General features: G+C 69.2%; 35 protein-coding genes and 1 pseudogene. 4 read left to right on the top strand and 32 right to left on the bottom strand.

Annotated features, from left to right (window positions below; translation table 11 throughout):
- A pseudogene (locus E4P42_RS26990) lies at nucleotides 1-190 on the top strand (hypothetical protein); the annotation flags it as partial.
- Here the strand turns inward: E4P42_RS26990 and E4P42_RS13020 are convergent.
- From E4P42_RS13020 to E4P42_RS12945, 16 genes are all read right to left on the bottom strand, one after another.
- Nucleotides 187-1,122, bottom strand: coding sequence for an AraC family transcriptional regulator (locus E4P42_RS13020; RefSeq protein WP_245234003.1), 936 nt, complete (start codon nucleotides 1,120-1,122; stop codon nucleotides 187-189). The pseudogene E4P42_RS26990 and the gene E4P42_RS13020 overlap by 4 nt on opposite strands.
- Before the next feature lie 65 nt (nucleotides 1,123-1,187).
- Complete coding sequence (locus tag E4P42_RS13015; protein ID WP_135126474.1) at nucleotides 1,188-1,931, bottom strand: SDR family oxidoreductase; 744 nt, start codon at nucleotides 1,929-1,931, stop codon at nucleotides 1,188-1,190.
- A gap of 146 nt (nucleotides 1,932-2,077) precedes the next feature.
- Nucleotides 2,078-2,521 carry a 50S ribosomal protein L15 gene (rplO, locus tag E4P42_RS13010; protein WP_135126473.1) on the bottom strand — a complete coding sequence of 148 codons (444 nt, stop codon included), beginning with the start codon at nucleotides 2,519-2,521 and terminating at the stop codon, nucleotides 2,078-2,080.
- Nucleotides 2,518-2,715 (bottom strand): 50S ribosomal protein L30, encoded by a 198-nt coding sequence (gene rpmD, locus E4P42_RS13005; RefSeq protein ID WP_135126472.1) that lies wholly within the window; start codon nucleotides 2,713-2,715, stop codon nucleotides 2,518-2,520. Before rpmD ends, rplO begins: the two co-directional genes overlap by 4 nt.
- Before the next feature lie 2 nt (nucleotides 2,716-2,717).
- On the bottom strand, nucleotides 2,718-3,380 hold the full coding sequence (gene rpsE, locus E4P42_RS13000) for a 30S ribosomal protein S5 (RefSeq protein WP_135126471.1): 663 nt from the start codon (nucleotides 3,378-3,380) through the stop codon (nucleotides 2,718-2,720).
- Between the two features lie 31 nt (nucleotides 3,381-3,411).
- Nucleotides 3,412-3,813, bottom strand: a complete 402-nt coding sequence (gene rplR, locus E4P42_RS12995; RefSeq protein ID WP_135126470.1) for a 50S ribosomal protein L18 — start codon at nucleotides 3,811-3,813, stop codon at nucleotides 3,412-3,414.
- A gap of 2 nt (nucleotides 3,814-3,815) precedes the next feature.
- Nucleotides 3,816-4,352: a 50S ribosomal protein L6 gene (gene rplF / locus E4P42_RS12990; protein WP_135126469.1), complete on the bottom strand. Its 537-nt coding sequence runs from the start codon at nucleotides 4,350-4,352 to the stop codon at nucleotides 3,816-3,818.
- A 13-nt stretch (nucleotides 4,353-4,365) separates the two neighbouring features.
- On the bottom strand, nucleotides 4,366-4,764 hold the full coding sequence (gene rpsH / locus E4P42_RS12985) for a 30S ribosomal protein S8 (protein WP_135126468.1): 399 nt from the start codon (nucleotides 4,762-4,764) through the stop codon (nucleotides 4,366-4,368).
- Between the two features lie 81 nt (nucleotides 4,765-4,845).
- The gene (locus E4P42_RS12980) at nucleotides 4,846-5,031 is read right to left on the bottom strand and encodes a type Z 30S ribosomal protein S14 (RefSeq protein WP_135126467.1); all 186 of its coding nucleotides are present in this window, start codon (nucleotides 5,029-5,031) and stop codon (nucleotides 4,846-4,848) included.
- Nucleotides 5,032-5,034: 3 nt separating this feature from the next.
- Nucleotides 5,035-5,598, bottom strand: coding sequence for a 50S ribosomal protein L5 (rplE, locus tag E4P42_RS12975; protein WP_135126466.1), 564 nt, complete (start codon nucleotides 5,596-5,598; stop codon nucleotides 5,035-5,037).
- Between the two features lies 1 nt (nucleotide 5,599).
- Nucleotides 5,600-5,917 carry a 50S ribosomal protein L24 gene (gene rplX, locus E4P42_RS12970; RefSeq protein WP_135126465.1) on the bottom strand — a complete coding sequence of 106 codons (318 nt, stop codon included), beginning with the start codon at nucleotides 5,915-5,917 and terminating at the stop codon, nucleotides 5,600-5,602.
- Nucleotides 5,918-6,286, bottom strand: coding sequence for a 50S ribosomal protein L14 (gene rplN, locus E4P42_RS12965; protein WP_014814254.1), 369 nt, complete (start codon nucleotides 6,284-6,286; stop codon nucleotides 5,918-5,920).
- Nucleotides 6,287-6,515: 229 nt separating this feature from the next.
- The gene (locus tag E4P42_RS12960; protein WP_135126464.1) at nucleotides 6,516-6,902 is read right to left on the bottom strand and encodes a PPOX class F420-dependent oxidoreductase; all 387 of its coding nucleotides are present in this window, start codon (nucleotides 6,900-6,902) and stop codon (nucleotides 6,516-6,518) included.
- A gap of 9 nt (nucleotides 6,903-6,911) precedes the next feature.
- A complete protein-coding gene (locus E4P42_RS12955; protein ID WP_135126463.1) occupies nucleotides 6,912-7,790 on the bottom strand; it encodes a formylglycine-generating enzyme family protein in 879 nt (292 codons plus the stop codon).
- A gap of 19 nt (nucleotides 7,791-7,809) precedes the next feature.
- Nucleotides 7,810-10,161: an arylsulfatase gene (locus tag E4P42_RS12950; RefSeq protein ID WP_135126462.1), complete on the bottom strand. Its 2,352-nt coding sequence runs from the start codon at nucleotides 10,159-10,161 to the stop codon at nucleotides 7,810-7,812.
- Nucleotides 10,162-10,220: 59 nt separating this feature from the next.
- The gene (locus E4P42_RS12945) at nucleotides 10,221-10,880 is read right to left on the bottom strand and encodes a DUF2306 domain-containing protein (RefSeq protein ID WP_371287026.1); all 660 of its coding nucleotides are present in this window, start codon (nucleotides 10,878-10,880) and stop codon (nucleotides 10,221-10,223) included.
- A 53-nt stretch (nucleotides 10,881-10,933) separates the two neighbouring features.
- Here E4P42_RS12945 and E4P42_RS12940 point away from each other — a divergent pair, with 53 nt between their 5' ends.
- Complete coding sequence (locus tag E4P42_RS12940) at nucleotides 10,934-11,647, top strand: TetR/AcrR family transcriptional regulator (RefSeq protein ID WP_135126460.1); 714 nt, start codon at nucleotides 10,934-10,936, stop codon at nucleotides 11,645-11,647.
- 107 nt (nucleotides 11,648-11,754) lie between these two features.
- On the opposite strand, the gene rpsQ is transcribed toward E4P42_RS12940, so the two are convergent.
- The 12 genes from rpsQ to E4P42_RS12880 all read right to left on the bottom strand — a co-directional run bounded on the left by rpsQ (nucleotide 11,755) and on the right by E4P42_RS12880 (nucleotide 19,064).
- The gene (gene rpsQ, locus E4P42_RS12935; protein ID WP_135126459.1) at nucleotides 11,755-12,072 is read right to left on the bottom strand and encodes a 30S ribosomal protein S17; all 318 of its coding nucleotides are present in this window, start codon (nucleotides 12,070-12,072) and stop codon (nucleotides 11,755-11,757) included.
- The gene (gene rpmC, locus E4P42_RS12930; RefSeq protein ID WP_135126458.1) at nucleotides 12,072-12,305 is read right to left on the bottom strand and encodes a 50S ribosomal protein L29; all 234 of its coding nucleotides are present in this window, start codon (nucleotides 12,303-12,305) and stop codon (nucleotides 12,072-12,074) included. The genes rpsQ and rpmC overlap by 1 nt, the downstream gene beginning before the upstream one ends.
- The gene (rplP, locus tag E4P42_RS12925) at nucleotides 12,305-12,721 is read right to left on the bottom strand and encodes a 50S ribosomal protein L16 (protein ID WP_135126457.1); all 417 of its coding nucleotides are present in this window, start codon (nucleotides 12,719-12,721) and stop codon (nucleotides 12,305-12,307) included. Before rplP ends, rpmC begins: the two co-directional genes overlap by 1 nt.
- 2 nt (nucleotides 12,722-12,723) lie before the next feature.
- Nucleotides 12,724-13,614 (bottom strand): 30S ribosomal protein S3, encoded by an 891-nt coding sequence (gene rpsC / locus E4P42_RS12920; protein WP_135126456.1) that lies wholly within the window; start codon nucleotides 13,612-13,614, stop codon nucleotides 12,724-12,726.
- Entirely contained in the window at nucleotides 13,614-14,117 is a 504-nt protein-coding gene (gene rplV / locus E4P42_RS12915; RefSeq protein WP_135126455.1) for a 50S ribosomal protein L22, read from the bottom strand. Before rplV ends, rpsC begins: the two co-directional genes overlap by 1 nt.
- Nucleotides 14,117-14,398, bottom strand: coding sequence for a 30S ribosomal protein S19 (gene rpsS, locus E4P42_RS12910; protein WP_135126454.1), 282 nt, complete (start codon nucleotides 14,396-14,398; stop codon nucleotides 14,117-14,119). Before rpsS ends, rplV begins: the two co-directional genes overlap by 1 nt.
- An 18-nt stretch (nucleotides 14,399-14,416) precedes the next feature.
- Complete coding sequence (gene rplB, locus E4P42_RS12905) at nucleotides 14,417-15,253, bottom strand: 50S ribosomal protein L2 (RefSeq protein WP_135126453.1); 837 nt, start codon at nucleotides 15,251-15,253, stop codon at nucleotides 14,417-14,419.
- Between the two features lie 32 nt (nucleotides 15,254-15,285).
- Nucleotides 15,286-15,588, bottom strand: coding sequence for a 50S ribosomal protein L23 (rplW, locus tag E4P42_RS12900; RefSeq protein ID WP_135126452.1), 303 nt, complete (start codon nucleotides 15,586-15,588; stop codon nucleotides 15,286-15,288).
- On the bottom strand, nucleotides 15,588-16,241 hold the full coding sequence (gene rplD / locus E4P42_RS12895; protein WP_135126451.1) for a 50S ribosomal protein L4: 654 nt from the start codon (nucleotides 16,239-16,241) through the stop codon (nucleotides 15,588-15,590). The genes rplW and rplD overlap by 1 nt, the downstream gene beginning before the upstream one ends.
- A gap of 2 nt (nucleotides 16,242-16,243) precedes the next feature.
- Entirely contained in the window at nucleotides 16,244-16,897 is a 654-nt protein-coding gene (gene rplC / locus E4P42_RS12890) for a 50S ribosomal protein L3 (RefSeq protein ID WP_135126450.1), read from the bottom strand.
- A 14-nt stretch (nucleotides 16,898-16,911) separates the two neighbouring features.
- Nucleotides 16,912-17,217 carry a 30S ribosomal protein S10 gene (gene rpsJ / locus E4P42_RS12885; protein WP_003883485.1) on the bottom strand — a complete coding sequence of 102 codons (306 nt, stop codon included), beginning with the start codon at nucleotides 17,215-17,217 and terminating at the stop codon, nucleotides 16,912-16,914.
- A gap of 299 nt (nucleotides 17,218-17,516) precedes the next feature.
- On the bottom strand, nucleotides 17,517-19,064 hold the full coding sequence (locus E4P42_RS12880; protein ID WP_135126487.1) for a carboxylesterase/lipase family protein: 1,548 nt from the start codon (nucleotides 19,062-19,064) through the stop codon (nucleotides 17,517-17,519).
- 154 nt (nucleotides 19,065-19,218) lie between these two features.
- Here E4P42_RS12880 and E4P42_RS12875 point away from each other — a divergent pair, with 154 nt between their 5' ends.
- Nucleotides 19,219-20,469 (top strand): cytochrome P450, encoded by a 1,251-nt coding sequence (locus E4P42_RS12875; protein ID WP_135126449.1) that lies wholly within the window; start codon nucleotides 19,219-19,221, stop codon nucleotides 20,467-20,469.
- Here the strand turns inward: E4P42_RS12875 and E4P42_RS12870 are convergent.
- Nucleotides 20,435-21,100 carry a TetR/AcrR family transcriptional regulator gene (locus E4P42_RS12870; protein WP_135126448.1) on the bottom strand — a complete coding sequence of 222 codons (666 nt, stop codon included), beginning with the start codon at nucleotides 21,098-21,100 and terminating at the stop codon, nucleotides 20,435-20,437. The two genes, E4P42_RS12875 and E4P42_RS12870, sit on opposite strands and share 35 nt — an antisense overlap.
- A gap of 108 nt (nucleotides 21,101-21,208) precedes the next feature.
- Between E4P42_RS12870 and E4P42_RS12865 the strand changes: the two genes are divergently transcribed.
- Nucleotides 21,209-22,813 carry an MFS transporter gene (locus tag E4P42_RS12865; protein ID WP_135126447.1) on the top strand — a complete coding sequence of 535 codons (1,605 nt, stop codon included), beginning with the start codon at nucleotides 21,209-21,211 and terminating at the stop codon, nucleotides 22,811-22,813.
- Here the strand turns inward: E4P42_RS12865 and mftG are convergent.
- Genes mftG through mftE form a run of 3 tightly spaced genes read right to left on the bottom strand, consistent with a single transcriptional unit; the run spans nucleotide 22,810 to nucleotide 26,399 of the window.
- Nucleotides 22,810-24,240: a mycofactocin system GMC family oxidoreductase MftG gene (mftG, locus tag E4P42_RS12860; protein ID WP_135126446.1), complete on the bottom strand. Its 1,431-nt coding sequence runs from the start codon at nucleotides 24,238-24,240 to the stop codon at nucleotides 22,810-22,812. The two genes, E4P42_RS12865 and mftG, sit on opposite strands and share 4 nt — an antisense overlap.
- A 6-nt stretch (nucleotides 24,241-24,246) precedes the next feature.
- Nucleotides 24,247-25,659: a mycofactocin biosynthesis glycosyltransferase MftF gene (gene mftF, locus E4P42_RS12855; protein WP_135126445.1), complete on the bottom strand. Its 1,413-nt coding sequence runs from the start codon at nucleotides 25,657-25,659 to the stop codon at nucleotides 24,247-24,249.
- A complete protein-coding gene (gene mftE / locus E4P42_RS12850) occupies nucleotides 25,656-26,399 on the bottom strand; it encodes a mycofactocin biosynthesis peptidyl-dipeptidase MftE (protein WP_135126444.1) in 744 nt (247 codons plus the stop codon). Before mftE ends, mftF begins: the two co-directional genes overlap by 4 nt.
- Nucleotides 26,400-26,501: the final 102 nt, after the last annotated feature.

Genomic DNA, 26,501 nt, shown 5'->3' with positions numbered 1-26,501 from the left:
CCTCGCCCTGGCCTGCCACCCCGACAACCACCTCATCGAACACACCGGCTACACCACCCAACGCCACAACGGCCGCACCGAATGGATCCCCCCACCCCACCTCGACACCGGCCAACACCGCATCAACAACAACCACCACCCCCACCGCTACCTCACCACCGAAAACCACGACGGTGAGGACGATGACTAGCGGGGTGACCGCGCGAAGTCCGTAGGTGTACATCCGCTCAGCCGGGTGAACGCCGATGTGAAGGCGCTCGCGGACTGGTAGCCCACCCGCCGCGCGACTTCGGCGACTGATCGCTCACCAGTGCGGAGGATGTCTTTCGCGACGGCGACCCGCCAGTGCACCAGGTATTGCATCGGCGGCACACCGATTGTGCGCGTGAACCTCTCGGCGAACACGGCGCGCGACACCCCGGCGGCACGCGCGAGCCGCTCCACGGTCCACCCGTGCGCGATGTCTGCGTGCAGCTGCCGCAGCGCGGGCGCAAGCACGGGGTCGGATAATCCCGCCAGCAGCCCGCGCTGTGTAGTGCCCGTCGGGGCGGCGTGCAGGCGTATCGCCTCCACAACCAGTACCTCGACCAACCGCTCGAGGATCGCATCGCGACAAGGACGGTCCGCGTCCGCCTCGTCGGCGATCAGTTCGACGACCCGGCCCAGCCGAGAGGCTCCCGGCTCGCCGTCCCGGACGAGCACGAATCGGGGCAGCAGCGGGACGAGCAGCGGCGCATTGGCCCCATCGAAGCGGAAATACCCGCCCAGCATCCGCATCGTCGCCGGGTCCGCGGTGCTGCCGTGCCGGGTCTCGCGCGCGTAGTCCAGGGCGCGGGGAACCGGTGGGATGTCCCGGTCGCTTGCCAGCGTGAACTCGGGAGTCTCGGGCAGCAGCAGGAAGTCACCCTGGTTCAGCTCGATGGGGGCGACGCCGTCGGCCTCCCACAGGCATGAGCCCGAAAGCATCAGGCAGAATGCGGGTTCGCCGTACCGCGGCTTGCGCACGCTCCACTGTCCGCCGCCGCTGATCACTTTCGACAGCACTGCTTCCGGCCGCAGTAGCCGCACCAGCTCCTCGACCGACGCCAGCGGTCCGAGGGATGCATCGACACGCGCGTGCACACCGACAAGCTAGCCGAGCGACCCGCTCACCGCCCGGCATCCGCGCCCCGCGCTCCCCAAGTGGATCAGCGCGTCTCGGCCAACGCCACCGCGTCCGCACCCGCGGGATTTCGTAACCGAGCGGCCGGGTCTGTCGCCGTGCGGTACACGACGTCGGCCACATCGTCCGCGGTTGTCACCGGACCCGGTTGGGCGAAGGCAGCCATGATCGGGTCCGCGAAGGATGCGTACTTGGCCGGGATCAGGCCCTGCATACGTTCACTGCCGTTGCTTGCGAAGCGCGTCGAGGGGCCATAGCCGGGCTCCACCAAAGCCGCTCGCACACCGAAGAACTCGAGCTCCAGAGCCAGCGATCCCGTGAAACCCTCGATCGCCGTCTTGCTGGCGGTGTAGGCCGCCGCCAGCGGCATCGCGGTCATTGTGACGCTGGAGGTCACGTTGACCACGACGCCCGACCGTCGTGCACGCATCTGGGGGATTACCGCCTGGGTCATCGCCATCACTCCGAAGGTGTTCGTCTCGAACAACTCTCGGATCGTGGCCATCGGTGTGGCCTCGAAGGCGCCGACGAGGCCGATGCCGGCGTTGTTGACAAGGACGTCGATCTGCCCGGCCGACCGCACCGCGGTCTCGATGCTCGCCGGCTCAGTGACATCCAACGCGATCACACGCAGCCGATCCGAACTGGGCAGCACGTCGGGATCGGGAGTCCGCATCGTGGCGATGACGTCCCACCCCTCGTCGAGGAACCGGCACGCGGTGGCCAGCCCATAGCCCGAGGAACATCCGGTGATCAGCACAGTCGTCATGTCACGAACGTAAGATCGCCCGCAGCGCCGCTCAATGCCGTGGCGTCCGGATTCCGTTCGCGATCGTCTTGTCGCCCCGTCCGCCCGAAAAGCACGAAGACCCCGCCGCGCTCACGCGCGTACGGGGACTCCCTGCGTACTTGAACCTAGGACAGCTCGGTCGCCGAACCGCCTGCGGCAGTGATGGCCTCGCGGGCGCTACCGCTGAACTTGTGCGCGGTGACGTCGACGTTGACGGCCAGCTTGCCGTCGCCGAGGACCTTCACCAACACGTTCTTGCGCACCAGGCCCTTGGCCACCAGCTCGTCGACACCCACGGTGCCGCCCTGCGGGAAGGCCTTGGCGATGTCGCCGACGTTGACGACGGCGTACTCGGTGCGGAACCGGTTCTTGAAGCCCTTGAGCTTCGGCAACCGCATGTGCAGGGGCATCTGGCCACCCTCGAACATCGGCGAGACGTTCTTGCGTGCCTTGGTGCCCTTGGTGCCGCGACCGGCGGTCTTGCCCTTCGAGCCCTCACCGCGGCCGACGCGGGTCTTGGCCTTCTTCTCGCCCGGAGCGGGCTTCAGGTCGTGCAGCTTGATCGTCATTTGCTCTCCACCGCCTCAACTGCTTCAACCTCGACGAGGTGATGCACGGTCTTGATCAGGCCGCGGGTCTGCGCGTTGTCCTCACGGATGACCGACTGGCGGATCTTCCGCAAGCCGAGCGTGCGCAGGCTCTCCCGCTGCTTCCAGCGCGCACCGATGGTGCCGCGCACCTGGGTGATCTTCAGTTCCGCCATGATTACGCCGACCCTTCACGCGCCGAGGACGCGGCCACCGCAGCGGCTTCACGCCGGGCCCGCAGCATGCCGGCCGGGGCGACGTCCTCGATCGGCAGCCCGCGACGGGCCGCCACCTCTTCGGGACGCTGCAGCAGCTTGAGCGCGGCAACGGTGGCCTGCACCACGTTGATCGCGTTGTCGCTGCCCAGCGACTTCGCCAGGATGTCGTGCACGCCGGCGCATTCCAGCACCGCACGCGCCGCACCGCCGGCGATCACACCGGTACCGGGGCTCGCCGGGCGCAGCATGACCACACCCGCGGCGGCCTCACCCTGAACCGGGTGGGTGATGGTGCCGCCGATGAGCGGAACGCGGAAGAAGCCCTTACGCGCTTCCTCGACGCCCTTGGCGATCGCGGCCGGAACTTCCTTGGCCTTGCCGTAGCCGACACCGACCATGCCGTTACCGTCGCCGACGATCACCAGCGCGGTGAAGCTGAACCGACGACCACCCTTGACGACCTTGGAGACGCGGTTGATCGAGACGACCCGCTCCAGGTAGTTGCTCTTGTCGCCACCGTCGCGGCCACGGCCGCCACGGTCGTCACGGCGGCCCCGGCCATCGCGGTCACCCCGCGAGCCGCGACCGTCCGTCGGGCCGCCGGCGTTTGCCTGCTCGGCCATCATGCAATCCTTCCGTTGAAAGTCTCGGTCATCAGAACTTCAGCCCGCCTTCGCGCGCGGCATCGGCCAGCGAGGCGATCCGTCCGCCGTAGCTGTACCCACCGCGGTCGAACACCACCTCGTCGATGCCGGCGGCCTTGGCGCGCTCCGCGATCAGCTGACCGACGCGCACGCTGTGGGCCTTCTTGTCACCCTCGACCGCACGCACGTCCGCCTCGATGGACGAGGCGGCGGCGATGGTCGTGCCGGTGAGGTCGTTCACCAGCTGCACGTGGATGTGCCGCGACGAACGGTTCACCACCAGACGGGGCCGCTCAGCGGTGCCGGCGACCTTCTTGCGCAGCCGGGCGTGCCGACGGATCCGGTCGCGGCGACGCGTCTGGCTGATGTTCGCGCCCACCGGCTTGTGCTTGGTTGCTTCAGCAGTCGCCATGTCTACTTACCTGTCTTTCCGACCTTGCGGCGGATCTGCTCACCCTCGTAGCGCACGCCCTTGCCCTTGTACGGGTCGGGGCGGCGCAGGCGGCGGATGATCGCCGAGATCTGGCCGACCTTCTGCTTGTCGATGCCCGAGATCGAGAACTTGGTGGGCGTCTCGACCGCGAACGTGATGCCCTCCGGCGGCTCGATGACCACGGGATGGCTGTAGCCCAGGGCGAACTCGAGGTTGCTGCCCTTGAGCGCGACGCGGTAACCGACGCCGTAGATCTCCATCTTGGTGGTGTAGCCCTGCGTCACACCCTCGACCAGGTTGGCCACGAGCGTGCGGGACAGGCCGTGCAGCGAGCGGTTGCGCCGCTCATCGTTCGGCCGGCTCACCACGATGGTGCCGTCTTCCTGAGCCACCGTGATGGGCTCCGCGACCGCGAGCGACAGAGTGCCCTTGGGTCCCTTGACCGACACCTGCTGGCCGTCGATCGTGACATCGACCCCGGCGGGAACCGGGACCGGCTGCTTACCAATACGCGACATGTCTAGGTTCCCCTCACCAGACGTAGGCGAGGACTTCCCCGCCCACCCCTTCTCGAGCCGCCTGCCGGTCGGTCTTCAGACCCGACGACGTGGAGATGATCGCCACGCCCAGGCCGCCGAGCACCCGGGGCAGATTGGTGGACTTCGCGTACACCCGCAGGCCGGGCTTGGACACCCGGCGCAGGCCGGCGATGCTTCGCTCGCGGCTGGGGCCGTACTTCAGCTGCACCACAAGCGATTTGCCCACCCGGGCGTCCTCGGTGTGGTAATCGGAGATGTAGCCCTCCGACTTCAGGATCTCGGCGATGTTGGCCTTGATCTTCGAGTGCGGCAGAGCCACCTCGTCGTGGTACGCCGAATTGGCGTTGCGCAGACGTGTCAAGAAGTCTGCGATCGGGTCCGTCATGGTCATGACAGCCGGTTCACCTTCCTCGCGATGGTTCCCATGTCAGGGCCTACCGCGCATGTTTGATTGGTTGTTGGTCTTTGGCTGTTACCAGCTGGACTTCTGCACACCGGGCAGTTCGCCGGCGTGGGCCATCTCGCGCAAGCAGATCCGGCACAGGCCGAACTTGCGGAACACCGCGTGCGGGCGACCGCACCGCTGGCAGCGCGTGTAGGCACGCACCGCGAACTTCGGCTTCTTGTTGGCCTTGTTGATCAGCGCTTTCTTTGCCATAGCTCAGTTCTCCTTGAACGGGAAGCCGAGCGCCCGCAGCAGCGCACGTCCCTCGTCGTCGGTCGTCGCCGAGGTGACGACGGTGATGTCCATGCCGCGCGGGCGGTCGATGCTGTCCACGTCGATCTCGTGGAACATCGACTGCTCGTTCAGCCCGAAGGTGTAGTTGCCGGTGCCGTCGAACTGCTTGGGGTTCAGGCCACGGAAGTCACGGATACGCGGCAGCGCGATCGCGACGAGCCGGTCGAGGAACTCCCACATGCGGTCGCCGCGCAGCGTGACCCGGCAGCCGATCGGCATGCCCTCGCGCAGCTTGAACTGGGCGATGGACTTGCGGGCCCGGCGGATCTCCGGCTTCTGGCCGGTGATCAGCGCGAGGTCGTTGACCGCGCCGTTGATCAGCTTGGCGTCGCGGGCGGCGTCACCGACACCCATGTTCACGACGACCTTCACCACGCCCGGGATCTGCATGACGTTGGCGTAGCCGAACTCCTTGTTCAGCGCGTCCTTGATCTCCTCGCGGTAGCGCTGCTTGAGCCGGGGAACAGTCTTTTCTGCGGTGGTCATGTCAGATGTCCTTGCCGTTGCGCTTGGAGACGCGCACCTTCTTGCCGGTCTCTTCATCGACGCGGTAGCCGATCTTGGTCGCATTGCCGTCGGAGTCGACGACCATCACGTTCGAGACGTGGATCGGCGCTTCCTGGGTGACGATGCCGCCCGACGAGGCGCCGCGCTCGTTGCGCGAGACCGCGGTGTGCTTCTTGATGCGGTTGACGCCCTCGACGAGGACCTTCTCGCGGTCCGGGTAGGCCTGGATGACCTTGCCCTTCGCGCCCTTGTCCTTACCGGAGATCACCAGCACGGTGTCGCCCTTGTGGACCTTCATCTACAACACCTCCGGGGCGAGCGAGACGATCTTCATGAAGCGCTTCTCGCGCAGTTCGCGACCGACGGGCCCGAAGATGCGGGTGCCGCGCGGGTCGTTGTCGTTCTTGATGATCACGGCGGCGTTCTCATCGAACTTGATGTAGCTGCCGTCGGCGCGGCGGCGCTCCTTGACGGTGCGCACCACGACGGCCTTGACCACGTCACCACGCTTGACGTTGCCGCCGGGGATGGCGTCCTTGACGGTCGCCACGATGACATCGCCGATGCCGGCGTAGCGTCGCGACGAGCCACCGAGCACGCGGATGCACAGGATCTCCTTGGCACCCGTGTTGTCGGCGACCTTCAACCGCGATTCCTGCTGAATCACTCGATCTCCTGACCTGGTTATGTATGCACGCCAGATACCGACCTGACGTACGCGGTCTTGCTGTCACCGAAGGGCACGCAGAGCCGACCACAATGGATGGGCGCTCGCGTGACGTGCGACATCCGGGATCGGCCGAGGTCTGCCCAAGGCAACCGTTTGATTCTAGGTGACGACCAGCGTGGAAACCAAATCGCCGCTGGTCAGCCTCGCGGCGGTCGGCCGGCGGCGGTCAGTCCAGCGCCACCAGCACCGCGGCGCGCTGCTCGCGCCCGCGCCTCGCGACGCGCTCCAGCAGCGTAATCAGTATGAACGCCAAGCCGTACTTGCGCTTCACCGCGTCCCGCACCCGGCGCACGGTGGCCTCGTCGTCGCGCACCACCGCGGTGCCCGCGACGGGTTCGGCGGCGACGGCGCCGAGCCGGCTGCACGGTGCGACCGTCACCCGCGGGTCCCGGCGGGCGCGCTTGACCTTCCAGCTGTCCACGGGCGTCCAGAACGCGAGGCGGCCATCATCGACCGCCACCCACATCGGCGTCGCGACCGCCGCGCCGCTGCGCTTGAAGGTGGTCAACGACAGGAATTTCTCGGCACCGAGCGCGGCGAGCAGGTCGGCCATGGCGCGAGCCTAGACGTCGCCCACGCAGCGGAAGCCGATGTGGGTGGTGGCGCTGTCCTGTGACTGCGGGGACCGCGCGGCGGGCCGGTAGCGATGGCAGTACTCGGGTGCGCACAGGTGCGATCCGCCCTTGAGGGTCTGATCGACCCCCGGGTCCGGGTCGGCCGGACCACAGCACGACTCGACGGCGCCGTCGACCCGGTGATGGGCGGAGAACCGGGTCGTCGTCCATTCCCAGACGTTGCCGATCATGTCGGCCAACCCGTAGGCGTTGGCCGGGAACGCGCCCACCGGGGAGGTGCCCCGCCAGCCGAGCGCGCCGTCGTTGCGGTACGGGAACCGGCCCTGCCAGGTGTTGGCCATCAGCTCCCCGCCCGGCGCCGCGTCGTCGCCCCACGGGTAGGTGGTGGCGGAGCCGGCCCGGGCGGCGAACTCCCACTGCGCTTCGGACGGCAGCCGGCGCCCGGCCCACCGGGCGTAGGCGGCGGCGTCGGGGTAGGCGACCTGCACGACGGGATGGTCGGACCGGTCCTGCCACCACGAGTCCGGCCCGTGGGGGTGGCGCCAGCAGGCACCCGGTGCCCAGTCCCACCACTGCCGCCAGTCCCGCAGGTCGACCGGACCCGCGGTCGGCCGGAACACCAGCGCCCCCGGCATCAGGTCGGCCGGCGATACACCCGGGTACAGCGCGGGGTCGAGCGCCCGCTCGGCGACGGTGACGTATCCGGTGTCCTCGACGAACGCCGCGTACTGGGCGTTGGTCACCGGGTGGCGCTCGATGGCGAACGGCGCGACGGTGACGGTGTGCACCGGCACTTCCTCGGGATAGAACTGCGTCGACCCCATCCGGAAGGATCCGCCCGGGAGCGCGACCAGCTCGGTGAGCATGGCGTCCAGCGTAGGCGCTTCAGTCGTTCGCGAACGCGCGCGCGAACTCGCGCTCCAGGTCGAGGTACGGCGTGCCGGACACGTCGACGGTCACCAGCGCGATGGTGCCGCCGGTGAAGGCGAACGGCGGCCGGTAGGCGCGGGACACCGGCGATCCGGTGTTGCGCCCGACGCTCAGCGTCGCGCCGGCCAGGCCGAAGGTGCCGGGGTGCACCATCAGTCCGGGATACGTCGCCGCCTCCCGGCCGCCGACGTAGAGCGCGGCGTCGCCGAGCGGTGTGTGGCTGCCCTCGACCGTCCCGGTCCTGGTGAACGCGACGCCCAGCGAGTGCCGCCCGGCTGCGAGGGGCTGCGCGGCGGTGAGCCGCTGCTCTACTTCACCGAGGAAGTTGTAGACGTAGTGCAGGTGACCGTCCTGCACGAAGAGCACGTGACCACCGTGTGCCCCACCGTGTTTGAAGACCACGCCGTGGGCGGAGCCGTCGTCGATGGTCACCTCGGCCATCACAGAGTACGAGCGGCCCTGGATCTCGACGGCCGCGCCGACGCCGACGTCGGCGGTGCCCGGGTAGTACGTGTAGGCCGGCCGCGCCCCCGCCAGATGCGGCCGGAAGCGGGTCAGGGTCGCGAACACGTCCAGATCACCGAGCGGCAGCCCCTGATACTTCTCGGCCTCACGCATCCACAGCGCCTTGAGTTCCTCGAGCTTCTCGGGATGTCGCTCGGCGAGGTCGTGGATCTGAGCGCGGTCGGCTTCGATGTGGAACAGCTCCCACCGGTCGGTGTCGAAGTGCGACCAGCCGGCGGGTGAGGCCGCGTGCACGGTGTTGGCGAACCAGCCCCGGTGCCAGATTCCGCGCGTGCCCAGCATCGTGTAGAACTGCGTCTCCTTCCCGGTGGGCGCGGCGGGTTCGGTCAGCGTCACCTTGAAACTCACGCCGTCGAGCGGCTTCTGCGGCACACCGCGCACGGTGGCGGGTGGCGTGATCCCGATCAGGTCGTACACGGTTGGGGTGATGTCGGCGACGTTGACGTAGTTGTCGCGGGCTTCGCCGTGCGCGGCAATGCCTTTCGGCCAGGAGATGATGGCCGGGTCGGCGATGCCGCCCTCGTGGGACGCGTAGCGCTTGAACAGCTTGTAGGGCGTGTTGAACGCCATCGCCCAACCGATCGGATAGTGGTTGTAGGTCTGCGGGCCGCCGAGGTCGTCGATGACCTTGAGTCCTTCTTCGGCGGTGTCGATGTACCCGTTGAAGAACTTGACCTCGTTGACCGAACCGTTCGGCCCGCCCTCGCCACTGGCGCCGTTGTCGGAGATGACGACGATGAGCGTGTTGTCGAGCTGACCGGATTCCTCGAGGTAGTCCAGCACCCGGCCGATCTGCGCGTCGGTGTAGGACAGGAAGCCGGCGAACACCTCCGCCATCCGGCTGAACAGTCGTTTCTCGTTGTCCGGCAGCGAATCCCAGGGTCGCACGGTGTCCTGCTCGGGCCACGGCTGCCCGTCGGGTCCGGTGACGTCGTGGTAGGGGTTGACCGCGGACAGTTCGGTGTCCGGCGGCACCAGCCCAAGCCGCTTCTGATTCTCCAGCACCACCTCGCGGTAGCGCTCGTAGCCCATGTCGAAGCGGCCGGCATACCGGTCGGCCCACTCGGTGAACACGTGGTGCGGCGCGTGCCCGGCGCCGGGGCAGACATAGGAGAACCACGGCTTGTCCGGGGCGATCACCTTCGCATCGCGAATGAACTCGATGGTCCGGTCGGCGAGGTCCTTCGACAGGTGGTAGCCGTCCTCCGGAGTGCCCGGCGGGGCGATCGGGTGGTTGTCGTACACCAGCTCCGGGTACCACTGGTCGGTCTCCCCGCCGAGGAATCCGTAGAACCGCTCGAATCCGCGCGCCAGCGGCCAATGCCGTTTGGTGGCAGCGAGATTCGCCTCCTCGAGCGGGGTGAGGTGCCACTTGCCGACGCAGTAGGTGTTGTACCCGTTCTCGGCGAGCACCTCGGACAGCAGCGCGGTGTCGAACGGAATGCGGCCGTTGCAGTTGGGGAAACCGTCGGTGAACTCTTCGATGGTGGCCATCCCGACCGTGGTCGGGTTGCGGCCGGTGAGCAGGGCGGCCCGCGTCGGCGAACACAGCGCCGTGGTGTGGAATTGCGACAGGCGCACACCGCGTTCGGCGATCCGGCTCATCGCGGGCATCTCGACCAGCCCGCCGAAGCAGTCCCATGTCGCGATGCCGATGTCGTCCCAGACGAGGTAGAGGATGTTGGGCGCGCCCTCGGGTGCGGTGGGTGCGGCATACGGTCCCCAGTCCGGCTCCGAATCGCGGATGTCCAGTGCGATCGTGCCGTTGAACTCCGTGGTCATGGCAACCTCATCCCGGGATCGGTCGGCCGCTGCGGACGCAGTGGCCGCGCGCGGTGAGACTACACCGGTTCCCGTTCCCGTTCCCGACGATTCGACGACGACGTCATGCCGCCTCGGCGCCGCAGCCACCGGTTGACCAGAACCAGCGGCAGCACCCAGCCCAACCATCCGCCGAGGCCGGCGACGAACCACAGATAGTGCTCGTCATTACCCTCAAATACGTTGCCACGCAACGGCTGCAGCGTGATGAACAACAGGGGCGTCCACACCCGGTTGCTGAGCACCGACAGCGCGAGCACGGCGCTGCGCAACATGTGCACGCGGTGGTCGGCGATGCGGCGCTGCCGCGCGGCCCGGTACCCGGCGACGGTGAACCACAGCCACAGCGCGCCGAGGGCCACGTTGCTCACCGCGAGCAGCGGTCCGAACGGGGTGGCGGGCCCGATGACGAGCGCGCTGAGCGCGGCGGGCACAGCGGCCGCGACGTAGACCCTGCCGGTGGTCCGGTGCCACCGCGCCACCCGTCCCCGCATGAAGGACCAGAGCTGCCCGACGGCGCAGACCATCGCCACCGATCCGGTGAACACGTGCACCAGCAGCAGCGGGCGGTGCAGCCAGAAGGTGGGCGGCACCCGAGACCCGCCGGTCAGGTACGGCGCCAGCGAGTACCCGACGAAAAGCGTGACGACCACGGCCAGACTCCAGCGTGCGTATCTCATACGCATAAGCGTATGGCATACGCATCGGTGACGCGAGCCTAATCTGGACCACGATGACCGTCGTACCCAAAGGCCTGCCCAGCGCGCTCGCCGCCCTGTGGCAGGACGCCGGCACACCGGCGCGCACCAGGGGGCTCACCCGCGAGCGCATCGTCGAGGCCGCGATCGACCTGGCCGATGAGGACGGGCTTTCCGCGCTGTCGATGGGCCGGCTGGCGCAGCGGCTGCGTTGCGGCACCATGTCGCTCTACCGGCACGTCGCGAACAAGGACGAACTGATCACGTTCATGCTGAGCGCGGCACCCGGTGCGCCCCCGGCACTCCCGGACGGCGACGACTGGCGCGGCGCGGTCACCGCGTGGGCCGACGGCCTGTGGGAGGTCTATCACCGCCATCCGTGGGTTCTGTCCGCGGCGGCGGCCGGTCCGCCCGCCGATCCGGGGCAGCTGGGATGGCTGGACCGGGGGCTGACGGCGCTGTCCCCCACCGGCCTGTCCGAACGGGACAAGCTGGCCGCGGTGATGGCCGTCCTGCACTACGTCCGCGGGGCGGCCGCCCTGGACGTCGCCGCCGGCGAATCTGACGTGGTGTTCGGGGACCTGCTGCGGCAGGTGGCCGATGCCGCCCGGTTCCCGGCGGTGGCCGCCGCCCTGGAGGCCGGGGCGTTCGACGGGGAGACCGACCGGCTCGCCGACTTCCGTCGCGGGCTGGCCCAGGTTGTCGACGGGATCGCCGGTCGCGTCGGCGCTCCGGGACGGGTTCGTTGACCCGGTACAGCCGCCGACTCAACCTCGGTATCCCGCACCCTGACCGCGGATGACGGAAGGCCCCGACACGCCGGAGCGTATCGGGGCCTTCGCGAAGCGGATCGGGCCTACTTGGCCTTCTCGAGCACATCCACCAGCCGCCACCGCTTGGTGGCCGACAGCGGACGGGTCTCCATCAGCGAGACGCGGTCGCCGATGCCGGCGTCACCGTTCTCGTCGTGGGCCTTGACCTTCTTGGTGGTGCGGATGATCTTGCCGTAGAGCGGGTGGCTCTTACGGTCCTCGAGTTCGACGACGATGGTCTTCTGCATCTTGTCGCTGACCACGTAGCCGATGGCCGTCTTGCGGCGGCCGCGGGGCTGCTCCTGGCGCGGGGTGCGCTTAGGACCAGGCTCAGTGCCCTTTTCAGTGTTGTTCTCTGCCATCATGATTCCTCACCGGCGGGTCCGGCGGCCAGACCCAGCTCACGTTCGCGCAGCACGGTGTACACACGCGCGATCTCCTGTCGCACCGTGCGGAGGCGACGATTGTTGGCGAGCTGTCCGGTCGCCATCTGGAAGCGCAGGTTGAACAGCTCCTCCTTGGACTCGCGCAGGCGGTCCTTGAGGTCCTCGTCGCTCAGCTCGCGCAGTTCGCCAGGCGTAACTCCCACTGCCATCAGAACTGCTCCTCTCGGGTGACGATGCGTGCCTTGATCGGCAACTTGTGGATCGCGCGGGTCAGCGCGGCCCGGGCGATCTCCTCATTCGGGTAGCTCAGCTCGAACAGCACGCGACCCGGCTTGACATTGGCGACCCACCATTCCGGCGAACCCTTACCGGAACCCATGCGGGTCTCGGCGGGCTTCTTGGTCAGCGGACGGTCCGGGAAGATGTTGATCCACACCTTGCCGCCACGCTTGATGTGCCGGTTGATGGCGATACGAGCGGACTCGATCTGCCGGTTGGTGATGTAGGCGTGCTCGAGCGCCTGGATGCCGTAGTCACCGAAGCTCACCGAGGTGCCGCCGCTGGCGACGCCGCGCTGCTTCGGGTGGTGCTGCTTGCGGTGCTTGACTCTGCGAGGGATAAGCATGGTCAGCTCTCCGTGTTCTGGGTGGTCGGTTCGACAGCGGCACCGGCGGCTGCCTCGGTACCGGCCGCGGCCTCAGCCGCTGCCGGAGCCTCCGCGTTGGCCGACACGCTGCCGGCCGGCGCCGTACCCGATGCCGCCCGGCCCGCCTCGGTGCTGGTGGCGGTGGTGCCGGAGGCGCCGCTGCGACGCGGGCGGCTGCCCGACGGACGCTCACGGCGCGGACGGTCGGCGCCCGCGGGCGCGGCGGCGGCGAGCTCACGCTTGCCACCGACGATGTCGCCCTTGTAGATCCACACCTTCACGCCGATGCGGCCGAAGGTGGTCTTGGCCTCGTAGAGGCCGTAGTCGATGTCGGCGCGCAGCGTGTGCAGCGGCACCCGGCCTTCACGGTAGAACTCCGAGCGGCTCATCTCGGCGCCGCCGAGACGGCCCGAGCACTGCACGCGGATGCCCTTGACGTTGGGCTGGCGCATCGCCGACTGGATCGCCTTGCGCATCGCGCGGCGGAACGCCACACGATTGCTCAGCTGCTCGGCGACACCCTGGGCGACGAGCTGAGCCTGGGACTCAGGGTTCTTCACCTCGAGGATGTTGAGCTGCACCTGCTTCTTGGTCAGCTTCTCCAGGTCGGCGCGGATGCGGTCGGCCTCGGTGCCGCGGCGGCCGATCACGATGCCCGGACGCGCGGTGTGGATGTCGACGCGGACCCGGTCGCGGGTCCGTTCGATCTCCACGTCGGCGATGCCGGCGCGCTCGAGACCCGTGGCCAGCAGCCGGCGGATCGCCACGTCTTCCTTGACGTAGTCCTTGTACTGCCGGTCGGCGTACCAGCGCGACTTCCAGTCGGTCGTGATGCCGAGCCGGAAACCGTGGGGGTTGATTTTCTGGCCCACTACTCCGAGCCCTCCTTCACGTCGGCGGTTGCAGCTGTTGCGGGGGCCGCCTTCGTCGCGGGTGCCTTCTTGGCGGCGGCGGCCTTGCTGCCCTGGGCGCGCCGGGACCGGGCGGATCCGGCGGACTGTCCGGCGCGCTGCTCACGCGGGGGCCGGCTCTCCACGATGACGGTGATGTGGCTGGTGCGCTTGCGGATCCGGAACGCACGCCCCTGGGCGCGCGGCCGGATGCGCTTGGCGGTCGGGCCCTCGTCGGCGTAGATCGCGGCGACCACGAGCGTCGACGGGTCGAGCCCGTCGTTGTTCTGCGCGTTGGCCGCGGCGCTGGCGATCACCTTGGCGACCGGCTCGCTGGCGGCCTGGGGGGCCCAGCGCAGGGTGTCGAGTGCGTCTTCCACGGACTTGCCGCGGACCAGGTCGATGACCCGGCGCGCCTTGCTCGCCGAAACGCGCACGAAGCGCGCCTTGGCGGTGGCGGACGGATATTCAATCGCTGTAGTCATTATCGGCGCTTGCTCTTCCGGTCGTCCTTGATGTGACCCTTGAACGTGCGGGTGGGGGCGAACTCGCCCAGCTTGTGCCCGACCATCGCCTCGGTGACGAACACCGGGACATGCTTGCGGCCGTCGTGGACCGCGAAGGTGTGCCCGATGAAGTCGGGGATGATGGTCGACCGGCGCGACCAGGTCTTGATGACCTGCTTGCTGTTCTTCTCGTTCTGGACGTCGACCTTCTTGAGCAGATGGTCGTCGACGAACGGGCCCTTCTTCAGGCTGCGTGGCATCGTTGAATCCTTCCCGGCCTAGCGCTTCTTGCCGGTGCGCCGGCGGCGGACGATGAGCTTGTCGCTCGGCTTGTTGGGCTTACGGGTGCGGCCCTCGGGCTTGCCCCACGGGCTCACCGGGTGACGGCCACCGGAGGTCTTACCCTCACCACCACCGTGCGGGTGGTCGACCGGGTTCATCACGACACCGCGGACGGTGGGGCGCTTGCCCTTCCACCGCATACGGCCGGCCTTGCCCCAGTTGATGTTCGCCTGCTCGGCGTTGCCCACCTCGCCGACCGTGGCGCGGCAGCGGACGTCGACGCGGCGGATCTCGCCGGACGGCATACGCAGCGAGGCGTAGGTGCCTTCCTTACCGAGCAGCTGGATGCTCACGCCGGCCGAGCGGGCCAGCTTGGCGCCGCCGCCGGGCCGCAGCTCCACGGCGTGGATCACGGTGCCGGCGGGGATGTTGCGCAGCGGCAGGCTGTTGCCGGGCTTGATGTCGGCGTTGGGGCCCTGCTCGATGACGTCGCCCTGCTTGAGGCCCTGGGGCGCGATGATGTAGCGCTTCTCGCCGTCCAGGTAGTGCAGCAGTGCGATGTTCGCGGTGCGGTTGGGGTCGTACTCGATGTGCGCGACCTTGGCGTTGACGCCGTCCTTGTCGTGGCGACGGAAGTCGATCACGCGGTAGGCGCGCTTGTGGCCGCCACCCTTGTGACGGGTGGTGATGCGGCCGTGGGCGTTACGACCACCGTGGCCGTGCAGCGGGCGAACCAGCGACTTCTCCGGAGTCGAGCGAGTGATCTCGGCGAAATCGGAGACGCTGGCACCGCGACGACCGGGGGTCGTCGGCTTGTACTTGCGAATTCCCATGTCTGTTAGGTCTCTCTGCTATCCCCCGGCGGTCAGGCCGGTGCTCCGAAGAGGTCGATCGGCTTGCTGCCCGCGGCCAGCGTGACGATGGCGCGCTTGGTGCTCTTGCGCGTCCCGTAGCCGGTGCGGGTGCGCTTGCGCTTGCCCTGCCGGTTGGCGGTGTTCACCGAGTCGACCTTCACCTTGAAGATCTTCTCGATGGCGATCTTGATCTGCGTCTTGTTCGAGTCCGGGTGGACGATGAACGTGTAGACGTTGTCCTCGATGAGCCCGTAGGACTTCTCCGAGATGACCGGCGCCAGGATGATGTCGCGGGGATCCGTCACGGTTGCCATCAGGCCGAAACCTCCTCGGCGGTTTTGCTGTTCGCGCTGATGTACGCGTTCAGGGCCTCGACGCTGAACACCACGTCGTCAGCCTTGAGCACGTCGTAGGTGTTGAGCTGGTCCGGCGGCAGCACGTGCACGCCGGGCAGGTTGCGCACGCTCAGCGCGCTGGTCTCGTCGGCGCGGCCGATCACGATCAGCACCTGCTTGCGTTCGGTCAGGGTCGACAGGAACGCCTTGGCGCTCTTGGTCGACGGGGTCTGACCCTCCACCAGCTCGGTGACGGCGTGGATGCGGCCGTTGCGCGCCCGGTCCGACAGCGCGCCGCGCAGCGCGGCGGCGATCATCTTCTTCGGGGTGCGCTGGCTGTAGTCGCGCGGCTGCGGGCCGTGCACGGTGCCACCACCGGTGAACTGCGGGGCGCGGGTCGAACCCTGACGGGCGCGACCGGTGCCCTTCTGCCGGTACGGCTTCTTACCGCCGCCGGAGACCTCACCGCGGGTCTTGGTGGCGTGCGTGCCTTGCCGCTTGGCGGCGAGCTGCGCGGTGACCACCTGGTGCATCAGCGCGATGTTGGGCTCGACGTCGAACAGCGCGGCCGGCAGCTCAACGGAGCCGTCGGTCGTGCCCGCCGGGGTCTTCACATCAATCGTGGTTGCCATGTCTACTTCTCGCCTCGCTTGATTGCGCTGCGGACCATCACGAGTCCACCGTTGCGGCCGGGGATCGCGCCCTTGATGAGCAGGACGCCGTTGGCGGCATCGACCTTGTGCACCAGCAGGTTCTGCGTGGTCACGCGGTCGCTGCCCATCCGGCCCGACATGCGCGTGCCCTTGAACACGCGGCCGGGGGTGGCGCAGCCACCGATCGAACCGGGACGGCGGTGCACCGCCTGCGCGCCGTGCGCGGCGCCCTGGCCGCGGAAGCCGTGGCGCTTCATGGTGCCCGCGAAGCCCTTGCCCTTGCTGGTGCCGGTCACGTCGACGTAGGCGCCTTCGGCGAACACGTCCGCCGTCAGCTCCTGGCCGACCTCGTACTCGGCGGCGGCCGACTCGTCGTCGAGGCGCAGCTCGGCGAGGTGGCGGCGCGGGTTGACGCCCGCGGCGGAGAACTGACCGGTCACCGGCTTGTTCACCTTGCGGGGGCTGATCTCGCCGTACGCCAGCTGCACGGCGCTGTAGCCGTCACGCTCCGTGGTGCGGATGCGGGTCACGACGTTGGGTCCGGCCTTGACGACCGTCACCGGCACGACGCGGTTGTTCTCGTCGAATACCTGCGTCATACCCAGCTTCGTGCCCAGAATGCCTTTACGTGCCATTTCTCGAAGCTCTCCTACTGGATGTTGACGTCGACGCTCGCCGGCAGATCGATGCGCATGAGAGCGTCAACGGTCTTCGGCGTGGGGTCGAGGATGTCGATCAACCGCTTGTGCGTGCGCATCTCGAAGTGCTCCCGCGAGTCCTTGTACTTGTGCGGGGAGCGGATGACGCAGTACACGTTCTTCTCGGTCGGCAGCGGCACCGGACCCACGACGCTGGCACCGGTACGGGTGACCGTCTCCACGATCTTGCGCGCCGAGGCGTCGATCGCCTCGTGGTCGTAGGCCTTGAGCCTGATGCGGATCTTTTGTCCCGCCACGCTTTTCCTACCTCACTCCTGCTTGTGGCCGCATGGGAGGACCCACGCTCTTGCCGCCGCTGTTTACCTGTCTGTGGTTCACCGGTCCCCGCGGTCGGGTGTGTCGCCCTACACGCACTCGACCGCGGCGGAAAACCGTCACGCTCGAATTCGGGACCGATGCGCCCGTATGGGCGCCGGTCGTATGCCCCTGCCAGGTGCGAACCCGGCTCTGGGCAACCCGAACAGTATGCCTGACGACCCCGCCGTCAGCCAAATCCCTGGCCACAGCTCCGGGCGGCCGCGGCGGGCAGGTGGCCTCAGTCTCTCAGACCCGCCCAGAATGCGCACTGGTGGTCCTCGTCGAAGCTGGTCACCACCCGGCTGCCGGTCGGCTCGAGGGACAGGTAGGTGTCCTCGCCGAACCGGGGCCAGTCCGGTCCCTGCGGCGCCGACGGCGCACCGTCTGCCACGAAGGAACTCCAGTAGTCGATCATCTGGTCGGACAGCGCCCGCTGCTCGGGGGACAGCGGCGGCGCGTCACCGACGTCGAACAGGTAGCGCAGTTCCAGCGAGTGGCTCGCGCCCACCGGGAACGGCACCGTGCGCAGCGGCGGCGGTGCGGGCGCCTGCGGATCGTTGAACTCGTAGGCGTAGACGGGTTCGTCGCGGTTGAGCTCGCCGGCCAGGCGGTCGGCGATGCAGGAGAAGGCGCCGTCGGTGACCGCGGCCGAGTACGCCAGCGCAACGCTGCTGTACCGCTCGAGCGGATAGTGGGCGCCGACCGCCGCGGCGTCGGGCCCGAACGTCTCCACCAGCAGCTGCGGGTACCGCTCGGCGGTGTAGCTGTCGGCCTGCTGCAGGTGGCGCATGGCGACGAACAGCGTGAACTCGTCGCGGTTGGCGCCGATCAGCACGGGCACGCGCGCGGCGCGGCCCTCGGCGATCACGCGCATCGGGTCGACGGGCAGCGCGGTGGTGCCGGTGACCGGACCGGTCAGCTCGTCGGCGCCGATGCCCACGTAGACGACGGGTTTGCGCAGTTTGTCGGCGGGCAGGGCACGTAGGCAGGCGGCGGCGGTGACCGGATCCGGACAGCCCACCGCGGCGGCGTACTCGACGCTGCGCTGCTGGGCCACGGCCAGGTCCGCCTGTTCCTGGCACGGCGCACTCTGGATGATCGCCGCCCGGAACAGCCCGGCCGACCCGGGGGCGACGAGGTGGTCGCACACCGACATGCCGCCCGCGGACTCACCGGCGATGGTGACCCGGGCCGGGTCACCGCCGAAGTCGGCGATGTTGTCGCGCACCCAGCGCAGCGCCGCCTGCTGATCGGCCAACCCATAATTGCCGACGTCGCCGCCCGCACCCAGCGCCGGGTGCGCGAGGAAACCCATGGTGCCCAGCCGGTAGTTGACGGTGACTACGACCATGTCGCCGCGCGCGGCGAGCCGGCGGGCGTCGTAGATCCCACCGCTGCCGTTGACGAAGGCGCCGCCGTGGATCCACACCATCACGGGCCGCTTCTCGTCGGACACCGGCGGGGTCCAGACGTTGAGCGACAGGCAGTCCTCGTCGGTCATGCGCCCCATCTCGAGGTCGCCGGACGGATTCTGCAGACACCGCGGCCCCGGCCTGGTCGCAGGCCGCTCCCCCGCCCACCCGGGTGCCGGCTCCGGGGGCCGCCAGCGCAGCGGCCCGACCGGCGGGGCGGCGTACGGGATCCCGGCGAACAGCCGGTGATCGTCTGCGAGGACGCCGCGCAGCGCGCCCGCTGCGGTCTGGACCACCGCGGGCTCGCCGCTCGCCGCGGCGTCGGCCGGCGTGCCCGGGGGTTGAGGCTGTGCGCACGCCGCCAGTAGGACCATCAGAAGCGCCCAGCCGAGGGCGGGCACGAATCGCACAGTGAGTCAGCCTAACGAAGCGCGGCCGGTCCGGATCTCGGCATACGGTTCACAGACGTGGTCCCGATCACATAAGCTGACTTATTGACAGCCGTCAAACAGCACGAAGGAGGACGGCATGAGCACACCGACGATGGATGACGCCGCCAAGGTGCTGGCCGACCCGACCGCCTACGCCGACGACCGGCGACTGCACGCGGCGCTGGCACACCTGCGGGCCGAGAACCCGGTCGCCTGGGTGGACCAGCCGCCGTACCGGCCGTTCTGGGCGATCACCAAACACGCCGACATCATGGCGATCGAGCGGGCCAACGACCTGTTCCTGTCCGAGCCGCGGCCGCTGCTGGCCACTGCGGAGGCCGACGACGTGCTCAAGGCGCAGCTGGAAGCGGGTATCGGCCTGCGCACGCTGATCCACATGGACGATCCGCACCACCGCAAGGTGCGCGCGATCGGCGCCGACTGGTTCCGGCCCAAGGCGATGCGCGCGCTCAAGGTGCGGGTCGACGAACTGGCCAAGCGCTACGTCGACCGGATGCGCGACATCGGGCCGGAGTGCGACTTCGTCACCGACATCGCCGTGCAGTTCCCGCTGTACGTGATCATGTCGCTGCTCGGGCTGCCGGAAGAGGACTACGGCCGCATGCACATGCTCACCCAGGAGATGTTCGGTGGCGACGACGAAGAGTTCCAGCGCGGCAAGACGCCCGAGGACATGCTCGCGGTGCTGGCCGACTTCTTCAACTACTTCGCGACCCTGACCGCATCGCGGCGCGCACAGCCGACCGACGATCTGGCCTCAGCGATCGCCAACGGCCGCATCGACGGGGAACCGTTGAACGACATGGACACCGCGTCGTACTACGTGATCGTGGCCAGCGCCGGGCACGACACCACCAAGGACGCGATCTCCGGCGGCCTGCTGGCGCTGATCGAGAACCCGGGCGAGATGCAGCGGCTCAAGGACGATCCAGGGCTGATGGGCACCGCGGTCGAGGAGATGATCCGCTGGTCGACGCCGGTCAAGGAGTTCATGCGCACGGCCGCCGAGGACACCGAGATCCGCGGCGTCCCGATCGCCAAGGGGGAATCGGTCTACCTCGCCTACGTCTCGGGCAACCGCGACGAGGAGGTGTTCGACGAGCCGTTCCGCTTCGACGTCGGCCGCGATCCGAACAAGCACGTCTCGTTCGGCTACGGCGTGCACTTCTGCCTCGGCGCCGCGCTGGCCCGCATGGAGATGAACAGCCTGTTCACCGAACTACTGCCGCGGCTCGAGCACATCGAGCTCGCCGGCGAGCCCGAGCTGACGGCGACGACGTTCGTCGGCGGGCTCAAACACCTGCCGATCCGGTACTCCGTGCGCTGACGTCACCGCCGTCGTGGGTGGCGGTGTGGGTGGCCAGGAAGCCGTCCACCGCCGCCTCCGCGCAGGCGTGGTAGTCGAAATCGGCCAGCGTACTGAGCCTTCCGAGAATCAGCGGGCCGATGAGCAGCGCGATGGCCTGGATGCGGTCCACCTCGGCGAGGTCGAGGCCGGCGGCCTGCGGGCCGTCGAAGATCGCGTCGAACGGCGCCGAGTACAGCTGCAGGATCCGCTCCCGCAATGACCCCACCGCGCCGGTGGCGTCGGCGTCGCGGACCTCGGCCCAGGGGCCGAGGTCGGGTCCCGACGCCAGCCACGTCATCGCCGCGAGCGTGGTCGGCACCTCGGAGATCGCGTCCGCCCACCCGTCGACCACGGCGATCAGCTGATCGCGCAGCGAACCCTCGGCCGGCGGCATCGGCGCCGGCTGCAGCAGGCTCATGAAGGCGGCGGCGAGCAGATCGTTGGCGCTGCTGAAGTGGCGGTAGAGCGTTGCCCGGGCGACGTTCGAGGTGCGGGTGACCGCGTCGACGGTCACCGCGCTGGGCCCGCCGGACCGCAGCAACGCCGTCGCCGCCTCGAGGAGGCGGGCCCGCGAGCGGGCCGGGCGCGGGTCACCGGTGGCATCGGACATCGTTTACATCATCCCCCACCCGGGTAACTAGACGCTTCGTCTTGCTGTGAGACCTATAGTCTCAAAAGTGAGGTCCCGAGGCTATTACCGAAGATGAGGAGAGGGCGCATGGTCGACACGCTCGCCCGGCCCGATCAACCCACCGACCCGTCGCTTCGTGCTATGAGCACCCGCGCCCGCACGTGGCTGCTCGTGGTCGCCTGCCTCGACGTGCTGATGGTCATCGCGTCGATGGTGGCGCTCAACGCCGCACTGCCGGACATCGCCCTGCAGACCTCGGCCACCCAGACCCAGCTGACCTGGGTGGTCGACGGCTACACGCTGGTGCTGGCCTGTCTGCTGCTGCCCGCGGGCGCGATCGGCGACCGTTACGGCAGGCGGGGCGCCCTCCTCGCCGGACTGGCGATCTTCGCGCTGGCCTCGCTGGCTCCGGTGGTCTTCGACAGCCCGTTGCAGATCATCGTCGCCCGGGCGGTCGCCGGCGCGGGGGCGGCGTTCATCATGCCGGCCACGCTGTCGCTGCTGACCGCGGCGTTCCCGAAGTCCGAACGCAACAAGGCCGTCGGGATCTGGGCGGGCGTCGCCGGCTCCGGTGCGGTGTTCGGCTTCCTCGGCACCGGCACGCTCCTGCATTTCTTCGAATGGCAGTCGGTGTTCTGGGCGTTCACCGCGGCGAGTGTCGTGCTGTTCGTGCTGACGTGTACGATCCGCTCGTCGTCCGACGAGAGGCGGACGCCGGTCGACTGGTTCGGCGGGGTGCTGATCGCCGCGGCCATCGCGGTGTTCGTCTTCGGCGTCATCGAGGCCCCCGCCCGCGGGTGGCTCGACCCGCTGGTGTGGGGGGCGATGGCCGGCGGGCTGACGCTGTCCGTGGTGTTCGCGATCACCCAGCTGCGCCGCACACATCCCCTGCTCGACATCCGGCTGTTCCAGCGCGCCGATTTCGCGACCGGGGCGCTGGGCATCACGGTCCTGTTCGCGGCGAACTTCGGGTTCTTCTTCGTCGTCATGCAGTACCTGCAGCTGGTGCTCGACTACAGCCCGCTGCAGACCGCGTTCGCGCTGGTGCCGCTCGCGATCCCGGTGCTCGTGCTCGGCGCGAGCACGCACCTGTGGCTGCCGAGGATCGGGCTGCGGATCGCCGTGGTGGGTGGACTCCTCCTGATCGCGACCGGCCTGGTGTGCATGCGCGTGCTCGCCGTCGACTCGCCGTACCTCGACCTCGCGTGGCCGCTGTTGATCATCAGCGCCGGCATCGGGTTGACCACCGCCCCAACGACTTCGGCGATCATGGGCGCGGTCCCCGATGACAAGCAGGGCGTGGCGTCGGCGGTGAACGACGCCACCCGAGAGGTGGGTGCCGCGCTGGGCATCGCCGCGGCCGGTTCCGTGCTGGCTGCCCAGTACGAACACCTGCTGCGCCCGGTGCTCGACGCCTTCCCCGAGGCCGCCCGCGGACCCGCCCTGGACTCCCTGGCCCAGGCGCTCGAGGTGGCCGAACGGTCCGGGCCCGCCGGCGCCGCGCTGGCCGCCGAGGCGCAGCAGGCCTTCCTGTCGGCGATGGACGTGTCGATGACGGTGCTCGCGGTGCTGCTCGTGGTGGCCTCGGTCGTGGCCGCGGTGTGGTCGCCGGGCCGCGACGGCGGGCAGTGGCGCACGCTGCGGCGCTGGCGGGCGGTGCCCCGCGCCCGGCGGGTGCGCGCCCGGCGTTAGCCGACGAACTCGGCGGCGCGGTGGCCGATCATCGCGATCGTGGCGTGCGGACCGCGGCTGGTGAGCGACGGCATGATGGAACCGTCGACCACCCACAGACCGTCGATGCCGCGCACCCGGCAGCGGGAGTCGAGTACCGCGTGCGGATCGCCGTCATCACCCATCGGCGCCGTGCCCGCGAGATGCTGCGAGGTCGACCAGACCGGATCACCGAAACTCACTGCCCCCGAAACGATGTCGCGGGCCAGCGCGGCACCGACGGTGAGGTCGGCCACGTCGGCCGGCTCGCTGTCGTAACGGTGCTCGATCACCGGTGGCGCGAGCGGGTCGGCCGAGGCCAGCGTCACCCGGCCGCGCGAGCGGGGGCGCATCAGCGCCACCCCGATGTGCGGATGGTCGCTCGGATCATCGCCGGGACCGTGCACCATCGCATCGAACCCCGCTGTGTACGGCCGGATTTCGAGTCCGTCGGCGGTGGTGAGCACCGCCTCGATCGGCGGCAGATCGTGGGTGGGCGTCCAGCCCATCGGAATCACCCACTCCGGATGGTCGGTGGTCGATGCGCCGACGGGTAGATCCGCCAGTACCTCGATCCCACACTGGCGCAACATCCTCGCCGGACCGACGCCGGACAGCATGAGCAGTTTCGCGGTTCCGATTGCGCCGCAACACAAGACGACACGGTCCGCGACCGCGGTGAAGGCACCCGTGGGCCCGGAGCAGTCCACCGCGACCGCGCGGCCGCCGGAGATCTGCACCCTGGTGGCGCGGGTGTCGGCGAGTACGTCGAGATTGGGTCGACTCAGCGCCGGCTGCAGGAAGGCCCCACCGGGGCCCAGCCGGGTTCCGCTGTCGATGTTGAGCGGTACGGCACCTACCCCGGTCAGCTCCGGGCCGGTCGCGTCGGCGCCGCTGAGGTCGGGCACCCACGGGTGACCGGCGGCACGCGCGGCGGTGATGAAGGAGGCGGTACAGCCGTCGAATTCGCGGACGCGGCGCACCGTGATCGGCCCTCGGTCGCCGTGCAGCGGACCGGCGAAGTCGAGGTCGGTCTCGATGGCGCGGAAATGCGGCAGCACCTCGGGCCACGTCCAGCCGGGCAGTCCCCAGCGGTCGAAATCGGCGGGCAGCCCTCGGCAGAAATAGCCGCCGTTGACCGCACCGGAGCCGCCGACCACCGCACCGCGCATGATGTACGTACGGCGGGGCGGCGCGTCGGTGAGCGTCGTCGGATAGTGCCGCACCACAGAACTCGCGGCGCCGATGGGCAGCCGCACACCGTCGCTGATCTGGCGGGCCACCCGCGGATCGGACGGGGCCGGTCCCCGCTCGAGCAGCCGGACGTGGCATGACGGGTCGGCGGAGAGTCGTTCGGCCAACACCGATCCGGCGCTTCCGGCACCGACGATCAGCACGTCGCTGTGCACGCGGGTTTATGCTCGGATCTGGGGTTTGAGTGCTCCGAAATGGCGTTCGCGCACCACCCCCGTCCACAGCCCGAGGCCGTAGGCGATGTCGTCGAGGCGCCGCAGCAGCAGGTAGGTGAAGAACCCGACCTGTTTGGTGTCGTCATCGGTGGTGCCGTGCCGCGCCATCCAGTCGGCCACGCCGTCGACGACGGCGGCCACCAGCACGGTCTGCCTGCACCGCCGGGACACCACGGCGGCCAGCAGCGCCAGAGGCCAGTAGTGACGGCAGATCGCGGACGCGAGCTGCAGGGCGGCCGACCACAGGCCCCGTGCGGTGATGGCCGCGACCTGCGCGCGTTGCTTCTCAACCGATCCCAGCGTGTTGGCCACCCGTCGTGCGGTGAACCCCGCGACGAGCATCGACGCCAGATATCCGATGCCGTTACCCATCGCCATCAGCAACCAGGCGCCCAGCATCCACCCGGAGATCACCAGCGGTGCCGTCTTACCGGGGTGACGCACCGACAGCGGCGCCGCCGACTCACCGTAGAAGGCCTTGCGGAGAAACCACTCACGCAGCTGGGTGCGGTGTTCGTGGGCGACCAGCGCGATGGGCTCATACCGTAGGCGGGCACCCGCCTCCACCAGACGCCAGCACAGGTCGACGTCCTCGCCCGAGCGCATCGACTCGTCGAAGCCACCGACCTCCTCGAGTGCGCGGCGCCGGCAGATGATCGCCGCGCTCGGCACGTAGGACACCGGGCTGTACGGCAGCACCGGCGCCTCGCGCTGACCGAGGTCGAGTGACGAACGCACCGCCTCGTAACGCGCCACCGGGTTGTCCTGACTGCCCATCCCGACGATGCGTGGGGCCACCAGCGCCACCGCGGGGTCGCAGAAGTGGCCGAGCAACGCCTCGAGCCAGCCGCGCCGAGGGACGACGTCGGAGTCGAGGAAGGCGACGAAGTCGGTGTCGGCGGCCGCGGCGCCGGTGTTGCGGGCGGCCGCGGGGCCCATGCTGTGCTCGTGGCGGATCACCCGAAGGTCGCAGTGCACCCCGCCGAAGCCGGCCGGGTCCACCGGGTCCGAGGACCCGTCGTCGACGATGATCACCCGGAGGCCGCGCAGCGCCGACACCAGGCGTTGCAGCCCAGATGGATTGTCGCGCACCGGGATCACGACGGTGACGTCGCGGTGGGACGGGCCGCTGGCCGGCCGCGGGTGCGCCACGGTCGCATCGAGCAGTGTGCGGGCCAGTTGCGCGCTCTGCGCATCGCACACCTCGAGGCGGCCACCGTGCAGCATGGTCTGCGCGGCGGGCGCCAGCCGCAGCAGCCGGGTGGGTGACCCACCGAGCAGCGCCGCGCCCTCGCCGAGGATCTTCACCCGGCGGTCGACCTGAACGGCGAAGCCGTCGGGAAGGCGCGGGCCGGTCACCTGAGCATCCCATCACGGTCGGGCGTCCAGCGCGCGATCCTGGCGGCACAGCCGTGGACCATCTCGGCGAACAACCGGGCCCCGTCCGCCTCGGTCGCCGTGGTCGGGTCCCCGAGCACCCCCACCTCGCTGACCGCCGCGACCCCGCCCCGGCGCAGCCCGGGCAGCAGTTCGCGCAGCGGTGCGGTGTTCCCGGCCTGCCATTGATCGGTGTGCACGTCGCCGGGCGAGATGTGCAGCAGTACGGACGTTTCGGTGTGCCCCGCGTGGGCGTCGGACTCTTTGACGATGCATGGAGCCCATGCGGCGTCGCGGCCCTCGTGACGCAGCAGCGCGCTGGCCGCCGCCAATGCCTCGATGTTGCCGCCGTGTCCGTTGACGAACACCAGGCGCGACGCCCAGTGCATGGCCGACCGGCCGTACTCGACCAGCAGCGACCGCAGCGCCGCGGTCCCGATGGAGACGGTGCCGGGGAAGCTCTCGTGTTCCCCGCTGGCGCCGTAGGCGACGGCCGGCGCGACGTACCAGCGCTGCTCACCAGGCTCTTTCACCAGCGGTGCGACGGCGCGGGCGACCGCGGTGGCGATGCGGGTGTCGGTGTCCAGCGGCAGGTGGGGTCCATGCTGCTCGGTGGAACCTACGGGAACGATCACCGCCGCCGATATGCCGTGCAGCTGCCTCGACGTCGAGTTCCCAAGCTCGCTGGGAGAAGCCACCCCGCGATGGTAAGCCGAATTCACCTGGTGTGCGCCAATTGTTGGTGATGCGGCCGGAGTTCTTTTCCCTGGCGCGACGTCGGGGGTGGGCACGGGCGGCACGCCAGCACCGTCTGCCACGCGAGT

Origin of the sequence: Mycobacterium sp. PS03-16 (genome assembly GCF_004570325.1) — a bacterium.
In the GTDB taxonomy this organism is placed as follows: Bacteria; Actinomycetota; Actinomycetes; order Mycobacteriales; family Mycobacteriaceae; genus Mycobacterium.
This window is presented reverse-complemented; position numbering and strand designations above follow the sequence as displayed.